The 15,113-nt window shown below is 72.8% G+C and carries 14 protein-coding genes and 1 tRNA gene; 7 read left to right on the top strand and 8 right to left on the bottom strand.

Annotation, left to right across the window (positions count from 1 at the left end; genetic code table 11):
* Positions 1 to 15: 15 nt before the first annotated feature.
* The gene (locus ACIPN7_RS03410) at positions 16 to 1,116 is read right to left on the bottom strand and encodes a sugar kinase (RefSeq protein ID WP_400537980.1); all 1,101 of its coding nucleotides are present in this window, start codon (positions 1,114 to 1,116) and stop codon (positions 16 to 18) included.
* Positions 1,113 to 1,775 (bottom strand): bifunctional 4-hydroxy-2-oxoglutarate aldolase/2-dehydro-3-deoxy-phosphogluconate aldolase, encoded by a 663-nt coding sequence (gene eda / locus ACIPN7_RS03405; RefSeq protein WP_400537978.1) that lies wholly within the window; start codon positions 1,773 to 1,775, stop codon positions 1,113 to 1,115. The genes ACIPN7_RS03410 and eda overlap by 4 nt, the downstream gene beginning before the upstream one ends.
* Before the next feature lie 69 nt (positions 1,776 to 1,844).
* On the opposite strand from eda, the gene ACIPN7_RS03400 reads away from it, so the two are divergent.
* The gene (locus ACIPN7_RS03400; RefSeq protein WP_400537976.1) at positions 1,845 to 2,591 is read left to right on the top strand and encodes an IclR family transcriptional regulator; all 747 of its coding nucleotides are present in this window, start codon (positions 1,845 to 1,847) and stop codon (positions 2,589 to 2,591) included.
* Between the two features lie 153 nt (positions 2,592 to 2,744).
* On the opposite strand, the gene ACIPN7_RS03395 is transcribed toward ACIPN7_RS03400, so the two are convergent.
* The gene (locus tag ACIPN7_RS03395) at positions 2,745 to 5,306 is read right to left on the bottom strand and encodes an ATP-dependent Clp protease ATP-binding subunit (protein WP_400537974.1); all 2,562 of its coding nucleotides are present in this window, start codon (positions 5,304 to 5,306) and stop codon (positions 2,745 to 2,747) included.
* Between the two features lie 296 nt (positions 5,307 to 5,602).
* On the opposite strand from ACIPN7_RS03395, the gene ACIPN7_RS03390 reads away from it, so the two are divergent.
* The 3 genes from ACIPN7_RS03390 to ACIPN7_RS03380 are packed head-to-tail and all read left to right on the top strand — an operon-like array spanning position 5,603 to position 7,719.
* Positions 5,603 to 6,223: a hypothetical protein gene (locus ACIPN7_RS03390; RefSeq protein ID WP_400537972.1), complete on the top strand. Its 621-nt coding sequence runs from the start codon at positions 5,603 to 5,605 to the stop codon at positions 6,221 to 6,223.
* Between the two features lie 34 nt (positions 6,224 to 6,257).
* The gene (locus tag ACIPN7_RS03385) at positions 6,258 to 7,082 is read left to right on the top strand and encodes a hypothetical protein (protein ID WP_400537970.1); all 825 of its coding nucleotides are present in this window, start codon (positions 6,258 to 6,260) and stop codon (positions 7,080 to 7,082) included.
* 31 nt (positions 7,083 to 7,113) lie between these two features.
* Positions 7,114 to 7,719, top strand: a complete 606-nt coding sequence (locus ACIPN7_RS03380) for an alpha/beta family hydrolase (protein WP_400537968.1) — start codon at positions 7,114 to 7,116, stop codon at positions 7,717 to 7,719.
* Positions 7,720 to 7,742: 23 nt separating this feature from the next.
* Here ACIPN7_RS03380 and def read toward each other — a convergent pair whose 3' ends face one another.
* Positions 7,743 to 8,432: a peptide deformylase gene (gene def / locus ACIPN7_RS03375; protein WP_400537966.1), complete on the bottom strand. Its 690-nt coding sequence runs from the start codon at positions 8,430 to 8,432 to the stop codon at positions 7,743 to 7,745.
* Positions 8,433 to 8,455: 23 nt separating this feature from the next.
* Here def and zapE point away from each other — a divergent pair, with 23 nt between their 5' ends.
* The 3 genes from zapE (at position 8,456) to ACIPN7_RS03360 (ending at position 10,477) form a co-directional block, all read left to right on the top strand.
* Positions 8,456 to 9,556, top strand: coding sequence for a cell division protein ZapE (gene zapE, locus ACIPN7_RS03370; protein WP_400537964.1), 1,101 nt, complete (start codon positions 8,456 to 8,458; stop codon positions 9,554 to 9,556).
* Complete coding sequence (locus ACIPN7_RS03365) at positions 9,553 to 9,993, top strand: DUF2809 domain-containing protein (RefSeq protein ID WP_400537962.1); 441 nt, start codon at positions 9,553 to 9,555, stop codon at positions 9,991 to 9,993. The genes zapE and ACIPN7_RS03365 overlap by 4 nt, the downstream gene beginning before the upstream one ends.
* A 94-nt stretch (positions 9,994 to 10,087) precedes the next feature.
* Complete coding sequence (locus tag ACIPN7_RS03360; RefSeq protein ID WP_400537960.1) at positions 10,088 to 10,477, top strand: DoxX family protein; 390 nt, start codon at positions 10,088 to 10,090, stop codon at positions 10,475 to 10,477.
* A gap of 22 nt (positions 10,478 to 10,499) precedes the next feature.
* Here the strand turns inward: ACIPN7_RS03360 and ACIPN7_RS03355 are convergent, their stop codons facing one another.
* From ACIPN7_RS03355 to ACIPN7_RS03340, 4 genes are all read right to left on the bottom strand, one after another.
* Positions 10,500 to 11,636, bottom strand: coding sequence for an aminopeptidase P family protein (locus ACIPN7_RS03355; RefSeq protein ID WP_400537958.1), 1,137 nt, complete (start codon positions 11,634 to 11,636; stop codon positions 10,500 to 10,502).
* Positions 11,633 to 13,204, bottom strand: coding sequence for an MFS transporter (locus ACIPN7_RS03350; RefSeq protein WP_400537956.1), 1,572 nt, complete (start codon positions 13,202 to 13,204; stop codon positions 11,633 to 11,635). The genes ACIPN7_RS03355 and ACIPN7_RS03350 overlap by 4 nt, the downstream gene beginning before the upstream one ends.
* 116 nt (positions 13,205 to 13,320) lie before the next feature.
* Positions 13,321 to 13,393: transfer RNA gene (locus ACIPN7_RS03345), tRNA-Thr, on the bottom strand.
* A gap of 146 nt (positions 13,394 to 13,539) precedes the next feature.
* On the bottom strand, positions 13,540 to 15,081 hold the full coding sequence (locus tag ACIPN7_RS03340) for an alpha/beta hydrolase (RefSeq protein WP_400537954.1): 1,542 nt from the start codon (positions 15,079 to 15,081) through the stop codon (positions 13,540 to 13,542).
* Between the last annotated feature and the right edge of the window lie 32 nt (positions 15,082 to 15,113).

Raw genomic sequence — 15,113 nt, 5'->3', positions numbered from 1 at the left:
CCCCCGCGATCCCCGTCAGCGCTGCACGCGCGCGCTGCCCCCGCCGGCCAGCTTGGCCACCTCGGCGAGCGTCGCCATGGTGGTGTCGCCCGGGGTGGTCATGGCCAGCGCACCGTGCGCCGCACCGTACTCGACGGCCTCCTGGAGCGAGCCGAGCTCCATCAGCCCGTAGGCCAGGCCGGAGGCGAACGAGTCACCGCCGCCCACGCGGTCGAAGATCTCCAGGTCCGCCCGGTGCGTCGCCTCGGCGAAGCCCTCCTTGCGCGACCAGGCGATGGCGCCCCAGTCGTTGCGCGACGCCGAACGCACCCCGCGCAGCGTCGTGGCGATCACCTGGAAGTTCGGGTAGGCCTCCGACGCCGTCTCGATCATGGCCCGGAACGCGCCGGTGTCGAGGTCGGTCAGGTTCTCGTCGACGCCCTCGACCTCGAAGCCGAGCGAGGCCGTGAAGTCCTCCTCGTTGCCGATCATCACGTCCACGTGCTGCGCCAGGCGCCGGTTGACCTCGCGCGCCCGCTCCTCGCCGCCGATGCCCTTCCACAGCGAGGGCCGGTAGTTCAGGTCGTACGAGACGATGGTGCCGTGCCGGCGGGCCGCGGACATGGCGGCCTCGGCCACGTCCGCGCTGCTCTCGGAGAGCGCCGCGAAGATGCCGCCCGTGTGCAGCCAGCGCACGCCGCGGGAGAACAGCGCGTCCCAGTCGACGTCGTCCGGCTGCATCTGCGCGATGGCGGTGTGGCCGCGGTCGCTGACGCCCACCGCGCCGCGCGCGCCGAAGCCGCGCTCGGTGAAGTTCAGGCCGTTGCGCACCTCGCGGCCGATGCCGTCGTAGGGCACCCACCGCACGTACTGGGTGTCGAGGCCGCCCGTGAGCATGAAGTCCTCGACGAGCCGGCCGATCTCGTTGTCGGCCAGCGCCGTGACGATCGCGCCGCGCAGGCCGAAGCAGCGGCGCAGGCCGCGCGCCACGTTGTACTCGCCGCCGCCCTCCCACACGTCGAAGCTGCGGGCGGTGCGCACGCGGCGGTCGCCCGGGTCGAGACGGAGCATGACCTCGCCGAGGGCGACGACGTCGTAGGCACTCTCCTCGGCGGGGCGGACGTTGAGCGAGGTCATGAGTTCTTCTCCTGGTCGATCGTGGCCGCGAGGTCCACGGCGTCGCGGGTGCGGCGGGTGATCTCGGCCCAGTCCCCCGCGGTGACGAGCGAGCGGTCGACCATCCAGGAGCCGCCGACGGCCATCACCGGCTTCAGACCGAGGTAGTCGCCGAGGTTGGCGGCACTGACGCCGCCGGTCGGCACGAACCGCAGGCCGGGGAACGGCGCCGAGAACGCCTTGATGGCGGCGGGTCCGCCCACCACGGAGGCGGGGAACAGCTTGACCACGTCGACGCCGAGGTCGAGCGCCGCCATGATCTCCGACGGCGTGGCGACGCCGGGCAGCACAGGGATGCCGTGCTCCTGCGCGCGGCGCACGACGGCGGCCGACAGCCCCGGGGACACGATGTAGCGGGCGCCCGCGGCGACGACGTCGTCGACCTGGGCCACCGTGGTGACGGTGCCCGCGCCGACCACGACGTCGGGCTGGTTCTTCGCGACCGCGCGGATGGCGTCGAGGCCGCCCGCGAGCCGCAGCGTGATCTCGGCGACGGGCAGCCCGCCGGCCACGAGCGCGTCCGCGAGCCGGGCGCCCTCGTCGGCGCCGTCGACCACGACGACCGGCACGAGCCGGTGCGCGGCGAGCGCCTCGAGGACCGGGGTGTCGGGGGATGACATGCGTGCTCCGTTTCGCTATGGTGAACGCTTGTTGTTCACTGCGAAACGCATGCTACGTGAGGGAGTCCCATGGAAGCCAGCCCGCTCGGCGGCGTGGACAAGGCGCTGCTGGCCCTCGACACCCTCGCGGGCTTCGGCGCCGCGGGCGCGCCCCTGGCCACGCTGGCCCAGGCCGTCGGGGTCAGCAAGCCGACCCTGCACCGCACGCTCGCCGCGCTGCGGCACCGCGGCTACGCCGAGCAGACCGCAGACGGCGCCTACCGCCTCGGCCCCTCGGCGCTGGCGCTCGGCAGCTCCTACCTGGCCGAGGAGAACCTGCCCGCGCTGCTGCACCCGGTCCTGACCGCGCTCAGCGCGGAGGTCGACGAGCTGGTGCACCTGGGCGTGCTCGCCGGTCGCGAGGTGGTCTACCTCGACAAGGTCGAACCGCAGCGCGCGGTCCGCGTCTGGTCCGCCGTCGGACGGCGGCGCGCCGCCGCGACCACCGCGCTGGGCCGGGCGCTCCTGTCGGTCCAGGACCTCGACGACGGCGCCCTGGAGCGGTTCGCCGGCACGGACACGGGACCGGGGCACCTGCGCGACGTGCTGACCGAGGCGCGGCGGAGCGGGATCGCCGGGGAGACCGAGGAGAACGAGCGGGGCATCGCGTGCATCGCCGTCCCGCTGCTGCGCGCGGGTCGGGCCGTCGCGGCCGTCAGCATCACGGCGCCCGTGGAGCGGCTGCGCGGCGCGGCGCGGGCCGAGCGGGTCGGCGCACTGCGCACGGTGCTGCCGACCCTCCTCCCGGCGGGCCTGTCGCTGCCGGCGTCCGACTGACGGCGATACCGGGTCGCTGACTCGCCATCCCGACTCCCCCGAGTCAGTCGCCTGGTCCGACCCACTGACTCAGCTCAACGGGGCACGACAAAGGCCCGGCCATCCCTGACGGGATGACCGGGCCTTGTGTCAGGACCGGGTCCTACCGGGCGATCACGCCCCGCCGGCCGCCATCTGGCCCGACGGCGGCAGGTCGCGCGGCACCAGACCGGCGCCCGCGGGCACCGACTGGGGCTCGGCCGGGGTCGGCCGACGACGCTCGTCGCGCTGCACGCCCTCGAACGTGAACTCGCCGAGGATGCCCTCGCCCTCGCCGTCGACGATCACGAGCTGACCCGCCGTGAGCTCGCCGAACAGGATCTTCTCGGACAGCGTGTCCTCGATCTCCCGCTGGATCGCCCTCTTGAGCGGACGGGCGCCGAGCACCGGGTCGTAGCCCTTCTCCGCCAGCAGGTGCTTCGCTGCGGGGGTGAGCTCGATGCCCATGTCCCGGTCGCGCAGGCGACGGTCGAGCTTCGCGATCTCCAGGTCGACGATCTCGATGATCTCGTCCTGGGAGAGCTGCGGGAACACGACCACGTCGTCGACGCGGTTGAGGAACTCCGGCCGGAAGTGCTGCTTGAGCTCCTCGTTGACCTTGGCCTTCATGCGCTCGTAGGAGGTCACCAGGTCGCCGCCGGCGTTGAAGCCGGTCTGGACGCCCTTGGCGATGTCCCGCGTGCCCAGGTTGGTGGTCATGATGATCACGGTGTTCTTGAAGTCGACCACGCGACCCTGCGAGTCCGTGAGGCGACCGTCCTCGAGCACCTGCAGCAGCGAGTTGAAGATGTCGGCGTGCGCCTTCTCCACCTCGTCGAACAGGACCACGGAGAACGGCTTGCGCCGCACCTTCTCGGTGAGCTGACCACCCTCGTCGTAGCCGACGTATCCGGGCGGGGAGCCGAACAGTCGCGAGACCGTGTGCTTCTCCGAGAACTCGGACATGTCGAGCTGGATGAGGGCGTCCTCGTCACCGAACAGGAACTCTGCGAGCGCCTTGGCGAGCTCGGTCTTACCGACACCCGTGGGGCCGGCGAAGATGAACGAGCCACCGGGACGCTTCGGGTCCTTGAGGCCGGCCCGCGTACGGCGGATCGCCTGCGACAGGGCCTTGATCGCGGCCTCCTGGCCGACGACCCGCTTGTGCAGCTCGTCCTCCATGTGGAGCAGCCGGCTGGACTCCTCCTCGGTGAGCTTGACGACCGGGATGCCCGTGGACATCGCGAGGACCTCGGCGATCAGCTCGTCGTCGACCTCCGCGACCGTGTCCAGGTCGCCCGACTTCCAGGCCTTCTCCTTGTCCGCGCGGACCTGCGTGAGCTGCTTCTCCTTGTCACGCAGCCCGGCGGCCTTCTCGAAGTCCTGCTCGTCGATCGCCGACTCCTTCTCGCGGCGCGCCTCGGCGATGGACTCGTCGAGCTCCTTGAGCTCCGGCGGCGCCGTCATCCGACGGATGCGGAGCCGGGCCCCAGCCTCGTCGATCAGGTCGATCGCCTTGTCCGGGAGGAACCGGTCGTTGATGTACCGGTCCGCGAGCGTGGCGGCCGAGACCAGCGCGGAGTCCGTGATGGACACGCGGTGGTGCGCCTCGTAGCGGTCGCGCAGACCCTTGAGGATCTCGATGGCGTGCTCGAGCGACGGCTCGGCCACCTGGATCGGCTGGAAGCGGCGCTCCAGGGCCGGGTCCTTCTCGACGTACTTGCGGTACTCGTCGAGGGTGGTGGCACCGATCGTCTGCAGCTCACCGCGAGCCAGCATGGGCTTCAGGATGGAGGCGGCGTCGATCGCGCCCTCGGCGGCACCCGCACCCACCAGGGTGTGGATCTCGTCGATGAACAGGATGATGTCGCCGCGGGTGCGGATCTCCTTGAGCACCTTCTTGAGGCGCTCCTCGAAGTCACCGCGGTAGCGCGAGCCGGCCACCAGGGCGCCCAGGTCCAGCGTGTAGAGCTGCTTGTCCTTGAGCGTCTCGGGGACGTCGCCCTTGACGATGTCCTGGGCGAGGCCCTCGACGACGGCCGTCTTGCCGACGCCGGGCTCGCCGATCAGCACCGGGTTGTTCTTGGTGCGGCGGGACAGCACCTGCATGACCCGCTCGATCTCCTGCGTGCGCCCGATGACCGGGTCGAGCTTGCCCTCGCGCGCGGCCTGGGTGAGGTTGCGGCCGAACTGGTCGAGCACGGCCGAGCCCGCGGGCTGACCCTCCTGAGGACCACCGGCGGAGACGGGCTCCTTGCCCTGGTAGCCACTCAGCAGCTGGATGACCTGCTGGCGAACCTTGTTCAGGTCGGCACCCATCTTGGTGAGCACCTGTGCTGCCACGCCCTCACCCTCGCGGATGAGACCGAGCAGGATGTGCTCCGTGCCGATGTAGTTGTGGCCGAGCTGCAGCGCCTCGCGGAGCGACAGCTCAAGGACCTTCTTGGCACGCGGCGTGAACGGGATGTGCCCGCTCGGCGCCTGCTGCCCCTCACCGATGATCTCGGTGACCTGGGTGCGGACGCCGTCGAGCGAGATCCCGAGCGACTCCAGCGCCTTGGCGGCGACGCCCTCACCCTCGTGGATGAGGCCGAGCAGGATGTGCTCCGTGCCGATGTAGTTGTGGTTCAGCATCCGCGCCTCTTCCTGGGCGAGGACGACGACCCGACGGGCGCGATCCGTAAATCTCTCGAACATGTGCTGCTCCCTCACGAGCGGCGTACACCTGCACCGGCGGTACCAGGCCTGACCGCAATGACTCTATGCGCTCCCAACGCGCCCACCTACCGGTTGATGCCCATGTTCGCCAGGGGCGTGACGATGTACCACCCGCGCACGGCAAAGTCCGGCCCGGCGCGCGGCGACACGCCCGGACAAGCGGAATCCACGGCGAGTCCGGGCGGATTCCCGGCTGATTCCGACGAAGGTCGTTGACGCCTCCCCGCGCACCCGGCAGTCTCGTTGTCAGACCCGCACCCGCGCCGGGAGGCCACATGGCGGACGAACCGAGCCCGACCCCCGAGTCCTGGGAACAGATCGTCGCGCGCTTCGCGCGCTTCTCCGGCGTCGTCGGCGAGGTCGACGACCCGCTGACCTGGGGCCTCGACCTCGTCGAGGAGGAAGTCACCGGGGTGTCCGACAGCACGGACCCCACGGAGGAACGCTTCCTGCGCTCCTACCGCACGTTCGCCGGCGAGACGGTGGAGGTCGAGACCCTCCGCGTCCCGGCCACCCCGGCACAGGTCGAGGACATCGTCCGGGCCGCCTGCAGCGGCGCGCTCGTCGCCCCGTTGCACGCCGACGTCGACCCGGGCGCCTCGCCCGAGGTGGCCGACGTGGCCGACCTCGCCGAGTCCTACCAGGACTACCGGAGCGCGATGCGGGCCATCGTCGCCGAGGTGGACGACGTCCCGTGCGAGACCCGCCAGTTCCACGTCGACGGCACGGCCAAGCGCTGCATGCGGGTCACCGTGCGCAACGTGACCGCCGTCTACTCCCCCGCCGCCGACCGTGCGGTGGTGGTCACGGGACCCGCCGACCTGGTGGACCGGATCGACGTCATCACGCGGCCGATCCGCAACCTGCTCCACGGCGAGGAGGGGCCACGGTTCTGAACGGCTCCGCGGCCGCGGCGGTAGGATCGCCGCCGTGATCCGCACCATCGCCTCCGCCGCAGCGCTGCGGCCGACGGCACGTCACGCCACGGCACGTCGCCGGCTCTCCCTGACCCTGTTCCTCCTGTTCGTGCTCGCGCTGGTGGGCACCGCCGTCGTCGGGCAGCAGGCCACCGCCGCCGAGCGCAGCGGCGACGACATCTGGGTGAGCGCCGACGGCGTCGCGTTCGAGCGCGGCCGTGAGAGCGACGAGGTCACGTACGTGGTCCGGTCGCCGACGTCGAAGAGCGCCCGGTCGTACTCACGCGACCTGACCCGGTCCGAGCAGAACCACGGCTGGACGTCGTTCCGGGAGGCCCAGCAGGCCTACCCGGACGGCTACTGCGTGGTGTGGGTCGAGGTCGAGGACGCGAGCAGCTGGCACGAGTCGGGCGACAGCAGCGTGTGCACCGCCGCCGAGCAGGCCCCGGCCCCCACCTCCACGCCGACCCCCACGCCCGCGGCCGAGGAGACGACCGAGGCCACGCCCACGCCGACCGCCACGGCCCCGCCCGTCGCGGCCGAGCCCGCGGCGCCGTCGGCGGCCCCGACGCCCACGCCGACCACCGGCCCGACCGCCTCGGCCACGCCCAGCCCGACGCCGTCGGCGACCGTCTCGGCGACACCCAGCCCCTCGCCGTCCACGACGTCGACCCCGGCGCTGCTGCACGACCTCGGCCAGCCCGCGGCGGCCACCGTGCAGACCCCCGTCGCGGACGAGGACGAGGTGATCACGCCGCTCGGCTGGGTCGCGGTGCTCGGCGGCGGGACGCTGCTGGCCCTGGGCGGCCTGCTGATGCTCTGGCGCCGGCTCACCTGACGCGCCGCGCCGCCCGGGGCAGACTGAGGCGGTGACCACTCCCGCAGGCCTCCTGCTGACCCCCGGCGCGGGCGCGAACCGCGACAGTCCGGCGCTCGTCACGGTCGAGCGCACCCTTGCGGACGCCGAACCGCCGCTGCCGGTACGCCGCGCCGACTTCCCGTACCGCCTGGAGGGCCGCCGGATGCCGGACCGGGCGCCGGTCGCCGTCGAGCACCTGCGGACCGTGGCCGGCGCCTGGGCGGACGAGCTCGGCGTCGGCACGGACCGGCTGCTCCTGGGCGGGCGGTCGTACGGCGGGCGGATGTGCTCCATGGCGGTCGCCGAGGGGCTGCCCGCCGCCGGCCTCGTGCTGCTCAGCTACCCGCTGCACCCGCCGGGGCGGCCGGAGAAGCTCCGGGTGGAGCACTTCGGGCGGATCGAGGTGCCCACCCTCTTCGTGTCCGGTGACAAGGACCCGTTCGGCACGCCCGAGGAGCTCGCGGAGCACGTCGCCGCGATCCCCGGGCCGGTCACCACCGTGACGCTCTCCGGCGCGCACGACATGCGCGGCGTCGCGCGCGAGCAGGCCATGGCGGACGCCGTGGCGGCCTGGGTGCGAAACGTGTCAGACCCTCAGGTCACCCGGGGGACCTGAGGGTCTGACACGTTCAGAGGCGGTCAGCGGCCGCCGGCCGGCTTCTCCGGGTACTCCGGCGGCGTCTTCTCCAGCTCGATCGCGATCTCGCGGCGCTCGGCCACGATGTGCGGCCGCTCCTCGTCCCGCTGCTCCAGCGCGTCCGCCTGCAGCTCGGCGCTGAGGTGGTCCCAGTACAGGGTGCCGTCGAGGTGCTGCGACTCGTGGATGAAGCAGCGGGCGAGGTAGCCGGTGCCCGAGAGCTGCACCGGGGCACCGTGCTGGTCCACGCCCCGCACCGTGGCCGCGCCGGGCCGCTCCAGCGGCTCGTACGCGCCGGGCACGGAGAGGCAGCCCTCCTCCTCGGTCTCGGGCTCGGCCTCCAGGTCCATGGTCAGCACCGGGTTCACCACGTGGCCCACGTGCCGGTCCCCGGACGCGTCGGTGAGGTCGTACACGAAGACCCGCAGGTCCACGCCCACCTGGGGCGCCGCGAGACCCACGCCCTGCGCCGACTCCATGGTGGCGAACAGGTCGTCGATCAGCCGCGCGAGCTCCGGCGTCGAGAACTCCTCGACCGTCCGCGCGGGGTTGTGCAGCACCGGCTCGCCGATCTCGGTGATGCGCAGCACCCGGCCTCGGTCCACCTCAGGGGCGGTCGCGGGGTACTCCTCGACCGGCTCGCCGAGCAGGTACGTGACGGGCTTACGTCGTCGGGGGCGGGTCCATGCCATGGCACAGAGGGTACCTTCGACGCATGCCGCCCACGCCGATCCGCGACGCCGCAGGCGCCGCGGGGTACGTGCTCGACGCGGCGCAGCTCGCCGCCGCGGAGCACCTCGAGGACCTGCTGCACACCCTGGACGCCAGGCCCGGGCACGCCCGCCGCGACGTGGTGCACGGCGCCTATCTCTGGGGGCCGGTGGGCCGGGGCAAGACGTGGCTCCTGGACCGGTTCCACGCCCGCGCCGGCGGTCCGCGGTTCCACTTCCACGAGTTCTACCGGGCGCTGCACGCCGAGGTGTGGGCCCGTACGGGCACGCCCGACGCGATGGACCGTGCCCTGGACGCCCTGCTCGGCGACTCCCGCGTCCTCTGCTTCGACGAGCTCCACCTGCACGACGCCGGCGACACCATGCTGCTCTCCCGCGCCCTGCGCACCCTGCTCGGCCGCGGGGTCACGCTCGTCGCGACGTCGAACTACCCGCCGCAGGGCCTGCTGCCCGACCCGCTGTTCCACGAGCTCGCGGAGCCCCTCATCGCGCTCCTGGGGTCGTCGCTCGACGTGCTGCGGGTGGACGGCCCGGTGGACTACCGCGAGCTCCGCGCGCCGGCCGTCAGGCCGGACGCCGCGGCGGGTGCGGACGCCGCGACGCGTGCGGACGCCGGCGGCTGGCGGGCCGGTTCCGCGCTGCCGCCGGGTCCGGCCGGCCTCGCCGGCGCCGGGCTGACCCGGCCGACGGCGGACGAGGCGGCGGACGTGCCCCTGGGCGGCGGGCGGAGCGTGCGCGCCCTGCGGGCGTCGGACGGGCTGGTGTGGTTCGACTTCGCCGGTCTCTGCGCGGCGCCCGTCTCCGCGCTGGACCTGCTGTCGCTGGCGGAGCGGTTCGACCGGTGGGTGGTGTCCGACGTCGTGCCGTTCGCCGACTGCCGGATCAGCACGCAGCAGCGGTTCGTGAACCTCGTGGACGTGCTCTACGACCGGGACCTGCCGCTGGTGCTGACCGCGCCGGGCCCGCTGGACGAGGTGCTCGCGGTGCCCGCCGGGCGCCCCGCGCCCCCGGACCTGGCCCGCGCGACGAGCCGGCTGCGGCAGCTCGGGCAGGCCGCGGAGGTCGCACGCGAGGGTGTCCGATGAGGCGGGCACGTCGCGGGTACGCGGCCACCCCCGCGGGCGGCGACCGGTCCGCCCTGGCCGCGCTCCGCCGTCGGGCCGCGCCTGCCGCCGCCGCCGTGGTGACCGTGGTCGTGGGCCTGTCCGTGCGGGCGGTGCTCGGCGGCGACCTCGCGAAGTACGCGGGCGACGCGCTCTACGCGCTGCTGATCTTCTGGCTCGTGCTGGTGGTCGCGCCGCGCACCCGCGGGTGGGTGGCCGCCGCGGTGGCGTGCGGGGTGAGCGTCGCGGTCGAGCTCTTCCAGCTCACCGGGGTCCCCGCCGAGCTGGGCGCGCACAGCACGCTCGCCCGCCTGGTGCTCGGCACCACCTTCAACGCCCCGGACCTGCCCTTCTACGCCGTTGGGGCCGCCGCGGGGTGGGTGCTGCACGACCTGGCCGGGCGGTTCGTCGGGCGATGATCCCGCACGGCGCACACCTGACGGCCTCCTGTCACGGACGGGGCGCCCGTCTCGTCGGCGGGGCGACAGCGACCGTCGGTACGGGAGGAACCCGATGAACATCGCCCTGTGGACAGTGGCCGGACTGCTCGCCGTCGCCTATGTGGCCGGCGGCGGGGGCAAGGTCATCCTGAGCAAGGAGCGGATCCGTGCCGCGGGCGGGCACTCCGCCGGCTGGACCGAGGACTTCAGCCCCGGCGCCATCAAGGCCATCGGCGCGCTCGAGGTGCTGGGCGGCCTCGGCCTGGTGCTGCCCGCGCTGGTCGGTGTCGCGCCCGAGCTGGTGCCCCTGGCGGCACTGGGCCTGGCGATGATCATGGTGGGCGCCGCGATCACCCGGATCTCGCGCCGTGAGTGGAAGCTCATGGCGGTGGACCTGACCTATCTGGCGCTGATCGCCTTCGTGCTGTGGGGCAGGCTGGGGCCTGAGGCGTTCGTCGCCTGACCCGGCCTGGCCGGGCACGGGCTCACTCGACGCTGCGCAGGGCGTGGTCGCTGGTGTTCAGGCGGCGCGCGCCGTCCGCGGTGACCGTGACGATGTCCTCGATCCGCACGCCGAAGCTGCCGGGCAGGTAGATGCCCGGCTCGACCGAGAAGCACATGCCGGGGACCATCGGCAGCTCCTCGCCCTCGATCATGTACGGCGGCTCGTGGGTGGTGACGCCGATGCCGTGGCCGGTGCGGTGGATGAACCGCTCGCCGTACCCGGCCTCGGTGATCAGCCGCCGGGCCGCGCGGTCGACCTCCTGGCAGGCCACCCCCGGCCGGACCGCGTCGACGCCTGCCTGCTGGGCCTGCCGCACGATCTCGTGCACCTCGCGGATCTGCGCGGTGGGCTCACCGACGCACACCGTGCGGCTGGTGTCGGAGCCGTAGCCGAACATCAGGCCGCCGAAGTCGAGCACCACGCAGTCGCCGTCCTGGATCTTGCGCACCCCCGCCTCGTGGTGGGGGTTGGCCCCGTTGGGCCCGGACCCCACCACGGTGAAGTCGACCTGCTCGTGGCCGTGGGCGCGCAGCAGGTCCGCGAGGTCGGCGGCGACGTCGGTCTCCTGACGGCCGGCGAAACGCACACGCAGGATCTCCTCGTAGGTCGCGTCGGCGGCCGCCCCCGCGGCGGCCAGGCGCGCCAGCTCGTTCTCGTCCTTGACGGCGCGCAGCATCGGGAGCCGCTGGGTCAGCGACCGGTAGCCCGACGCCGGCAGCACGGTCTGCAGCCCCAGCAGGTGCATGGCCCACATGTTGTCGGACACGCCGTACGTCCCGTCCGGGCGCAGCTGGTCGCGCACCACGTCGTACGGGTCGGCGCCGTCCAGCCAGCCCACGAGCGTGGTCGCCGGGGCGCCCTCGGCACGTTCGGCGTCCGGCCGCTCCAGGGTCGGCACCAGCAGCGTAGGCTCCCGGTCCGGGGTGAGGAGCAGCATCGTGAGCCGCTCGGTGATCGCCGTGGGCTGGTACCCGGTGAGCCAGACCAGGTCGGGGCCGGGCGCGACCAGCACGCCGTCGAGGCCGGCGACCCGGGCGTCGTCGACCACCCGTGCCATCCGGGCGGCGTAGTCCCGGGTGGTGAACGGGACGGCGGTCAGCGGTGCTTCGTTGCTCATGGCGTCTCTCCCGAGGGGTGGTCGACGGACGCGGTGTCCTCGCCCGCGGCCGGAGCGGCCGGACCGGCGGCGGCTGCACCGGTCGTGGTCGCAGCCGCGGTCGTGGGCAGCGTGTGCAGGTGCGCGGCGGCCGCCGCGGCCGAGTCGGACAGGGTGCCCCGGCCCGCCGGGTGCCGCGCAATGACGACGATAGCGAGCAGCAGGCCCAGCGCGCTGAACACCGCCATCACCCAGGACGCCGCGGCGAGGCCCGACGCGAGGGCGTCGGCGTCCCCCGCGCCGTCCGCCACCTGGCTGGCGGTGACGGTGGCGTAGATCGTGGCCGCCAGGGCGGTCGCGACGGCGGCCCCGACGTACCGGGCCATGTTGGAGAAGCCCGAGGCCTCCCCCACCTGCTCGGGCGACACGGCCGCCGTGGCCCCCGCCGACGACGGCCCGTTCGACAGCCCCATGCCGACGGCGATCGCGATGAGCGGCAGCAGGAACGCCGCGTACTGCCACGACGCGTCGGCGAGGCCGATCAGCACGAACCCGGCGGTCGTGATCGCGAACCCGGCCCCGATGGCCTGCCGGGCACCGAACCGTTTTGCGAGCCGAGGCACCAGCGGAGCGATGACCACGAGACCCACCGTCGCGGGCAGCGTGGCGAGGCCCGCCTGCAGAGGCGAGAGGTCGAGGGTCGACGGGTCCTGGAAGTAGAGGCTGAGCAGGTACATCAGGCCGTTGATCGTGCCCGCGCCGATCAGGATGGCGATGGTCGCGCCGACCAGCGTCCGGTTGCGCAGCAGGGCCATGTCCAGGAGCGGGGCCTTGACGCGCCGCTCCGTCTGCACGAAGCCGTAGCCCGCGACCAGGGTGATCGCGAAGCAGGTGAGCGTGGGCACCGAGATCCACCCCCAGTCGCCGCTCTTGCTCACACCGAGGATCAGCGGCACCAGCGTGGCCGCGATCAGGACGGTGCCGAGGTAGTCGACCGACCGTGGCGCCTCGGGATCCCTGGACTCCGAGACGGTGAAGAAGGTGAGCGCCATGCACAGCACCGCGACGCCGGCGTCGATCCAGAAGAGTCCCTGCCAGCCCGTGACGTCGACGAGCACGCCGCCGACCAGCGGCCCCGCGGCCGCGCCCACCGCCGCCGCGGCGCCCCACAGCGAGACCGCGCGGAGGTTCTCGTCCCCCTTGGTGGCCACCGAGAGGAGGCTCAGACCACAGGCCAGGATGGTCGCGCCGGCCGCGCCCTGGATCACCCGGCCCGCGATGACCATGCCGCCCGACTGCGCCAGCGCGATCAGCACGCAGGAGACGACGAACAGCGCCAGGCCGAGCTGGAAGACCCGCTTGCGCCCGAAGACGTCGCCCAGGGACCCGGACGTGATGATCACGGCGGCCCCGACGAGCGAGTAGCCGGTGACGGCCCACTGGAGGGTGTCGACCGACATCCCCGTGTCCTCGCTGATCGCCGGCAGCAGGATGCTGACGGCCGAGGTGTTGGCGTTGACGACCAGGGTGGAGATGCAGGTCGCCGCGAGCACCCCGCCGGCGCCGACCGCCGTGCTCGTCGCGCTCATCCGAGGCCCCCCATGCGCGTGAGGGTAGGCGCCGGCAAGCAGGTGGTCGTCACCCGAACTGGGTGAGAGACGCAGGAAGGCCAGGTCAGAAACTAGCTTCTGACCTGGCCTGTCTGAGCCGCCTGTGGGAATCGAACCCACGACCTTCTCATTACGAGTGAGACGCTCTGCCGACTGAGCTAAGGCGGCGTACGCACCGCACGCCGGCCGGAGCCGGATGGGTGAGCGGGCCTAACTGTACCCAATGCACGTGCCAGGTTCCAAAGCGAAACCGTGTGACGTCGTCGACCCGCCGAACCAGGCCGTTCGCCGGCCCGGTCGGGCCGGCGCACCGGTCAGCAGGTGAGGCCGTCCTCCGGCACCTTGCCCTCCACGAGGTAGGCCTCGACGGCGTTGCTGACGCAGGTGTTGGACCGGCCGTACGCCGTGTGCCCCTCGCCCTCGTACGTGACCAGCACGCCCGAGTCGAGCGTGTCGGCGAGCGACTCGGCCCAGCGGTACGGCGTGGCCGGGTCGTTCGTGGTGCCGACGACGAGGATCGGCGGCGCGCCCTTCGCCGCGGGGTCGAACTCCTGCTCGGCCGCCGGGTACGGCCAGTCGGTGCACTCGATGCCGGAGTAGCCGAAGGACTCGCCGAGCGTGGGCGCCGCCTCCTGGATGTCCTCGGCGAGGTCGCGCATCTTCGTCATGTCCTCCTCGGCGCGGGCGTCGGCGCAGTTGATCGCGCGGAACGCCTCCTCGCTGTTGGACTTGAAGGTGCCGTCGTCGTTGCGGTCGTTGTAGACGTCCGCGAGGTAGAGCAGGTCATCGCCCTTGCCCTCCCAGAACACCTGCTGCAGCGCCTGCGTCAGGAAGGACCACGAGGCCTCGTCGTACATCGTGACGGCCACGCCGTAGAACGCGAGCTTCTTGGTCACGTCGCGGCCCGACGACGTCGGGATGGGGTTGGGCTCGGCGTCCTCGACCATGGCCTGGATCTGCTGCAGGCCGGTGGTCACGTCGTCGCCGAGCGGGCAGTCGCTGCCCACCTGGCAGTCGGTGACGTAGGCGCGCAGCGCGCTCTCGAAGCCCTCCGCCTGCTGCAGTGCCACCTCGTCGGAGCTGAGCGTGGTGTCCAGCGCGCCGTCGAGCACCAGGCGGCCGGCCCGGTCCGGGAACAGGCCGGCGTAGGTGGCCCCGAGCTGGGTGCCGTAGGAGTAGCCCAGGTAGTTGAGCTCGTCGTCGCCGAGCGCGCCGCGGAGCATGTCCATGTCGCGCGCGGCGGACTGCGTGTCCACGTTCCCCAGCAGCGGCCCCGTGTTCTCGGCGCAGGCCTCGCCCCAGGCGCGGACCGCGTCCTGACGCTCGGCCAGGCCCTCGGGCGTGTAGGGGTAGTCCGTGCTGAGGAACTCGTCCTTGCCCGCGTCGTCGAGGCACGTGACCGGGGTCGACTGCCCCACCCCGCGCGGGTCGAACCCGACGATGTCGAACGACGAGCGCAGCGACTGGCCGAACCGCGCCGGGTCGCTCACGAACTCCACGCCCGACCCACCCGGCCCGCCCGGGTTGACCAGCAGGGACCCGATCTTCTGCCCGGAGGCGGGGAGCCGCTTGAGCGCGATCTCGATGCTCCCCTCGCCCGGGTCGTGCCACGAGAGCGGAGCCGACGCCGTGGCGCACTGGAACTCCCCGCCGCACTCGGTCCACTCCAGCGACTGGCCGTAGTAGTCCTCGTAGCCCTTGGGCGCGCCCTCCGTCGCCGAGCCGTCCGACTTGCCCACGTCTTCCAGCGCCGTCTGCACCTTGGGAGGTGCTCCGCAGGCGGCGAGGAGCAGAACTGAGGTGAGCAGCGTGGCGACGACGGCCGCAGGCTGACGACGGCGGGCGGGGCGAATCACCCGGACAACCTACCGGTTGTGCTCGGTGGATT

The sequence above is a fragment of the Promicromonospora sp. NPDC090134 genome, assembly GCF_044746965.1.
Taxonomy (GTDB): domain Bacteria; phylum Actinomycetota; class Actinomycetes; order Actinomycetales; family Cellulomonadaceae; genus Promicromonospora.
This window is presented reverse-complemented; position numbering and strand designations above follow the sequence as displayed.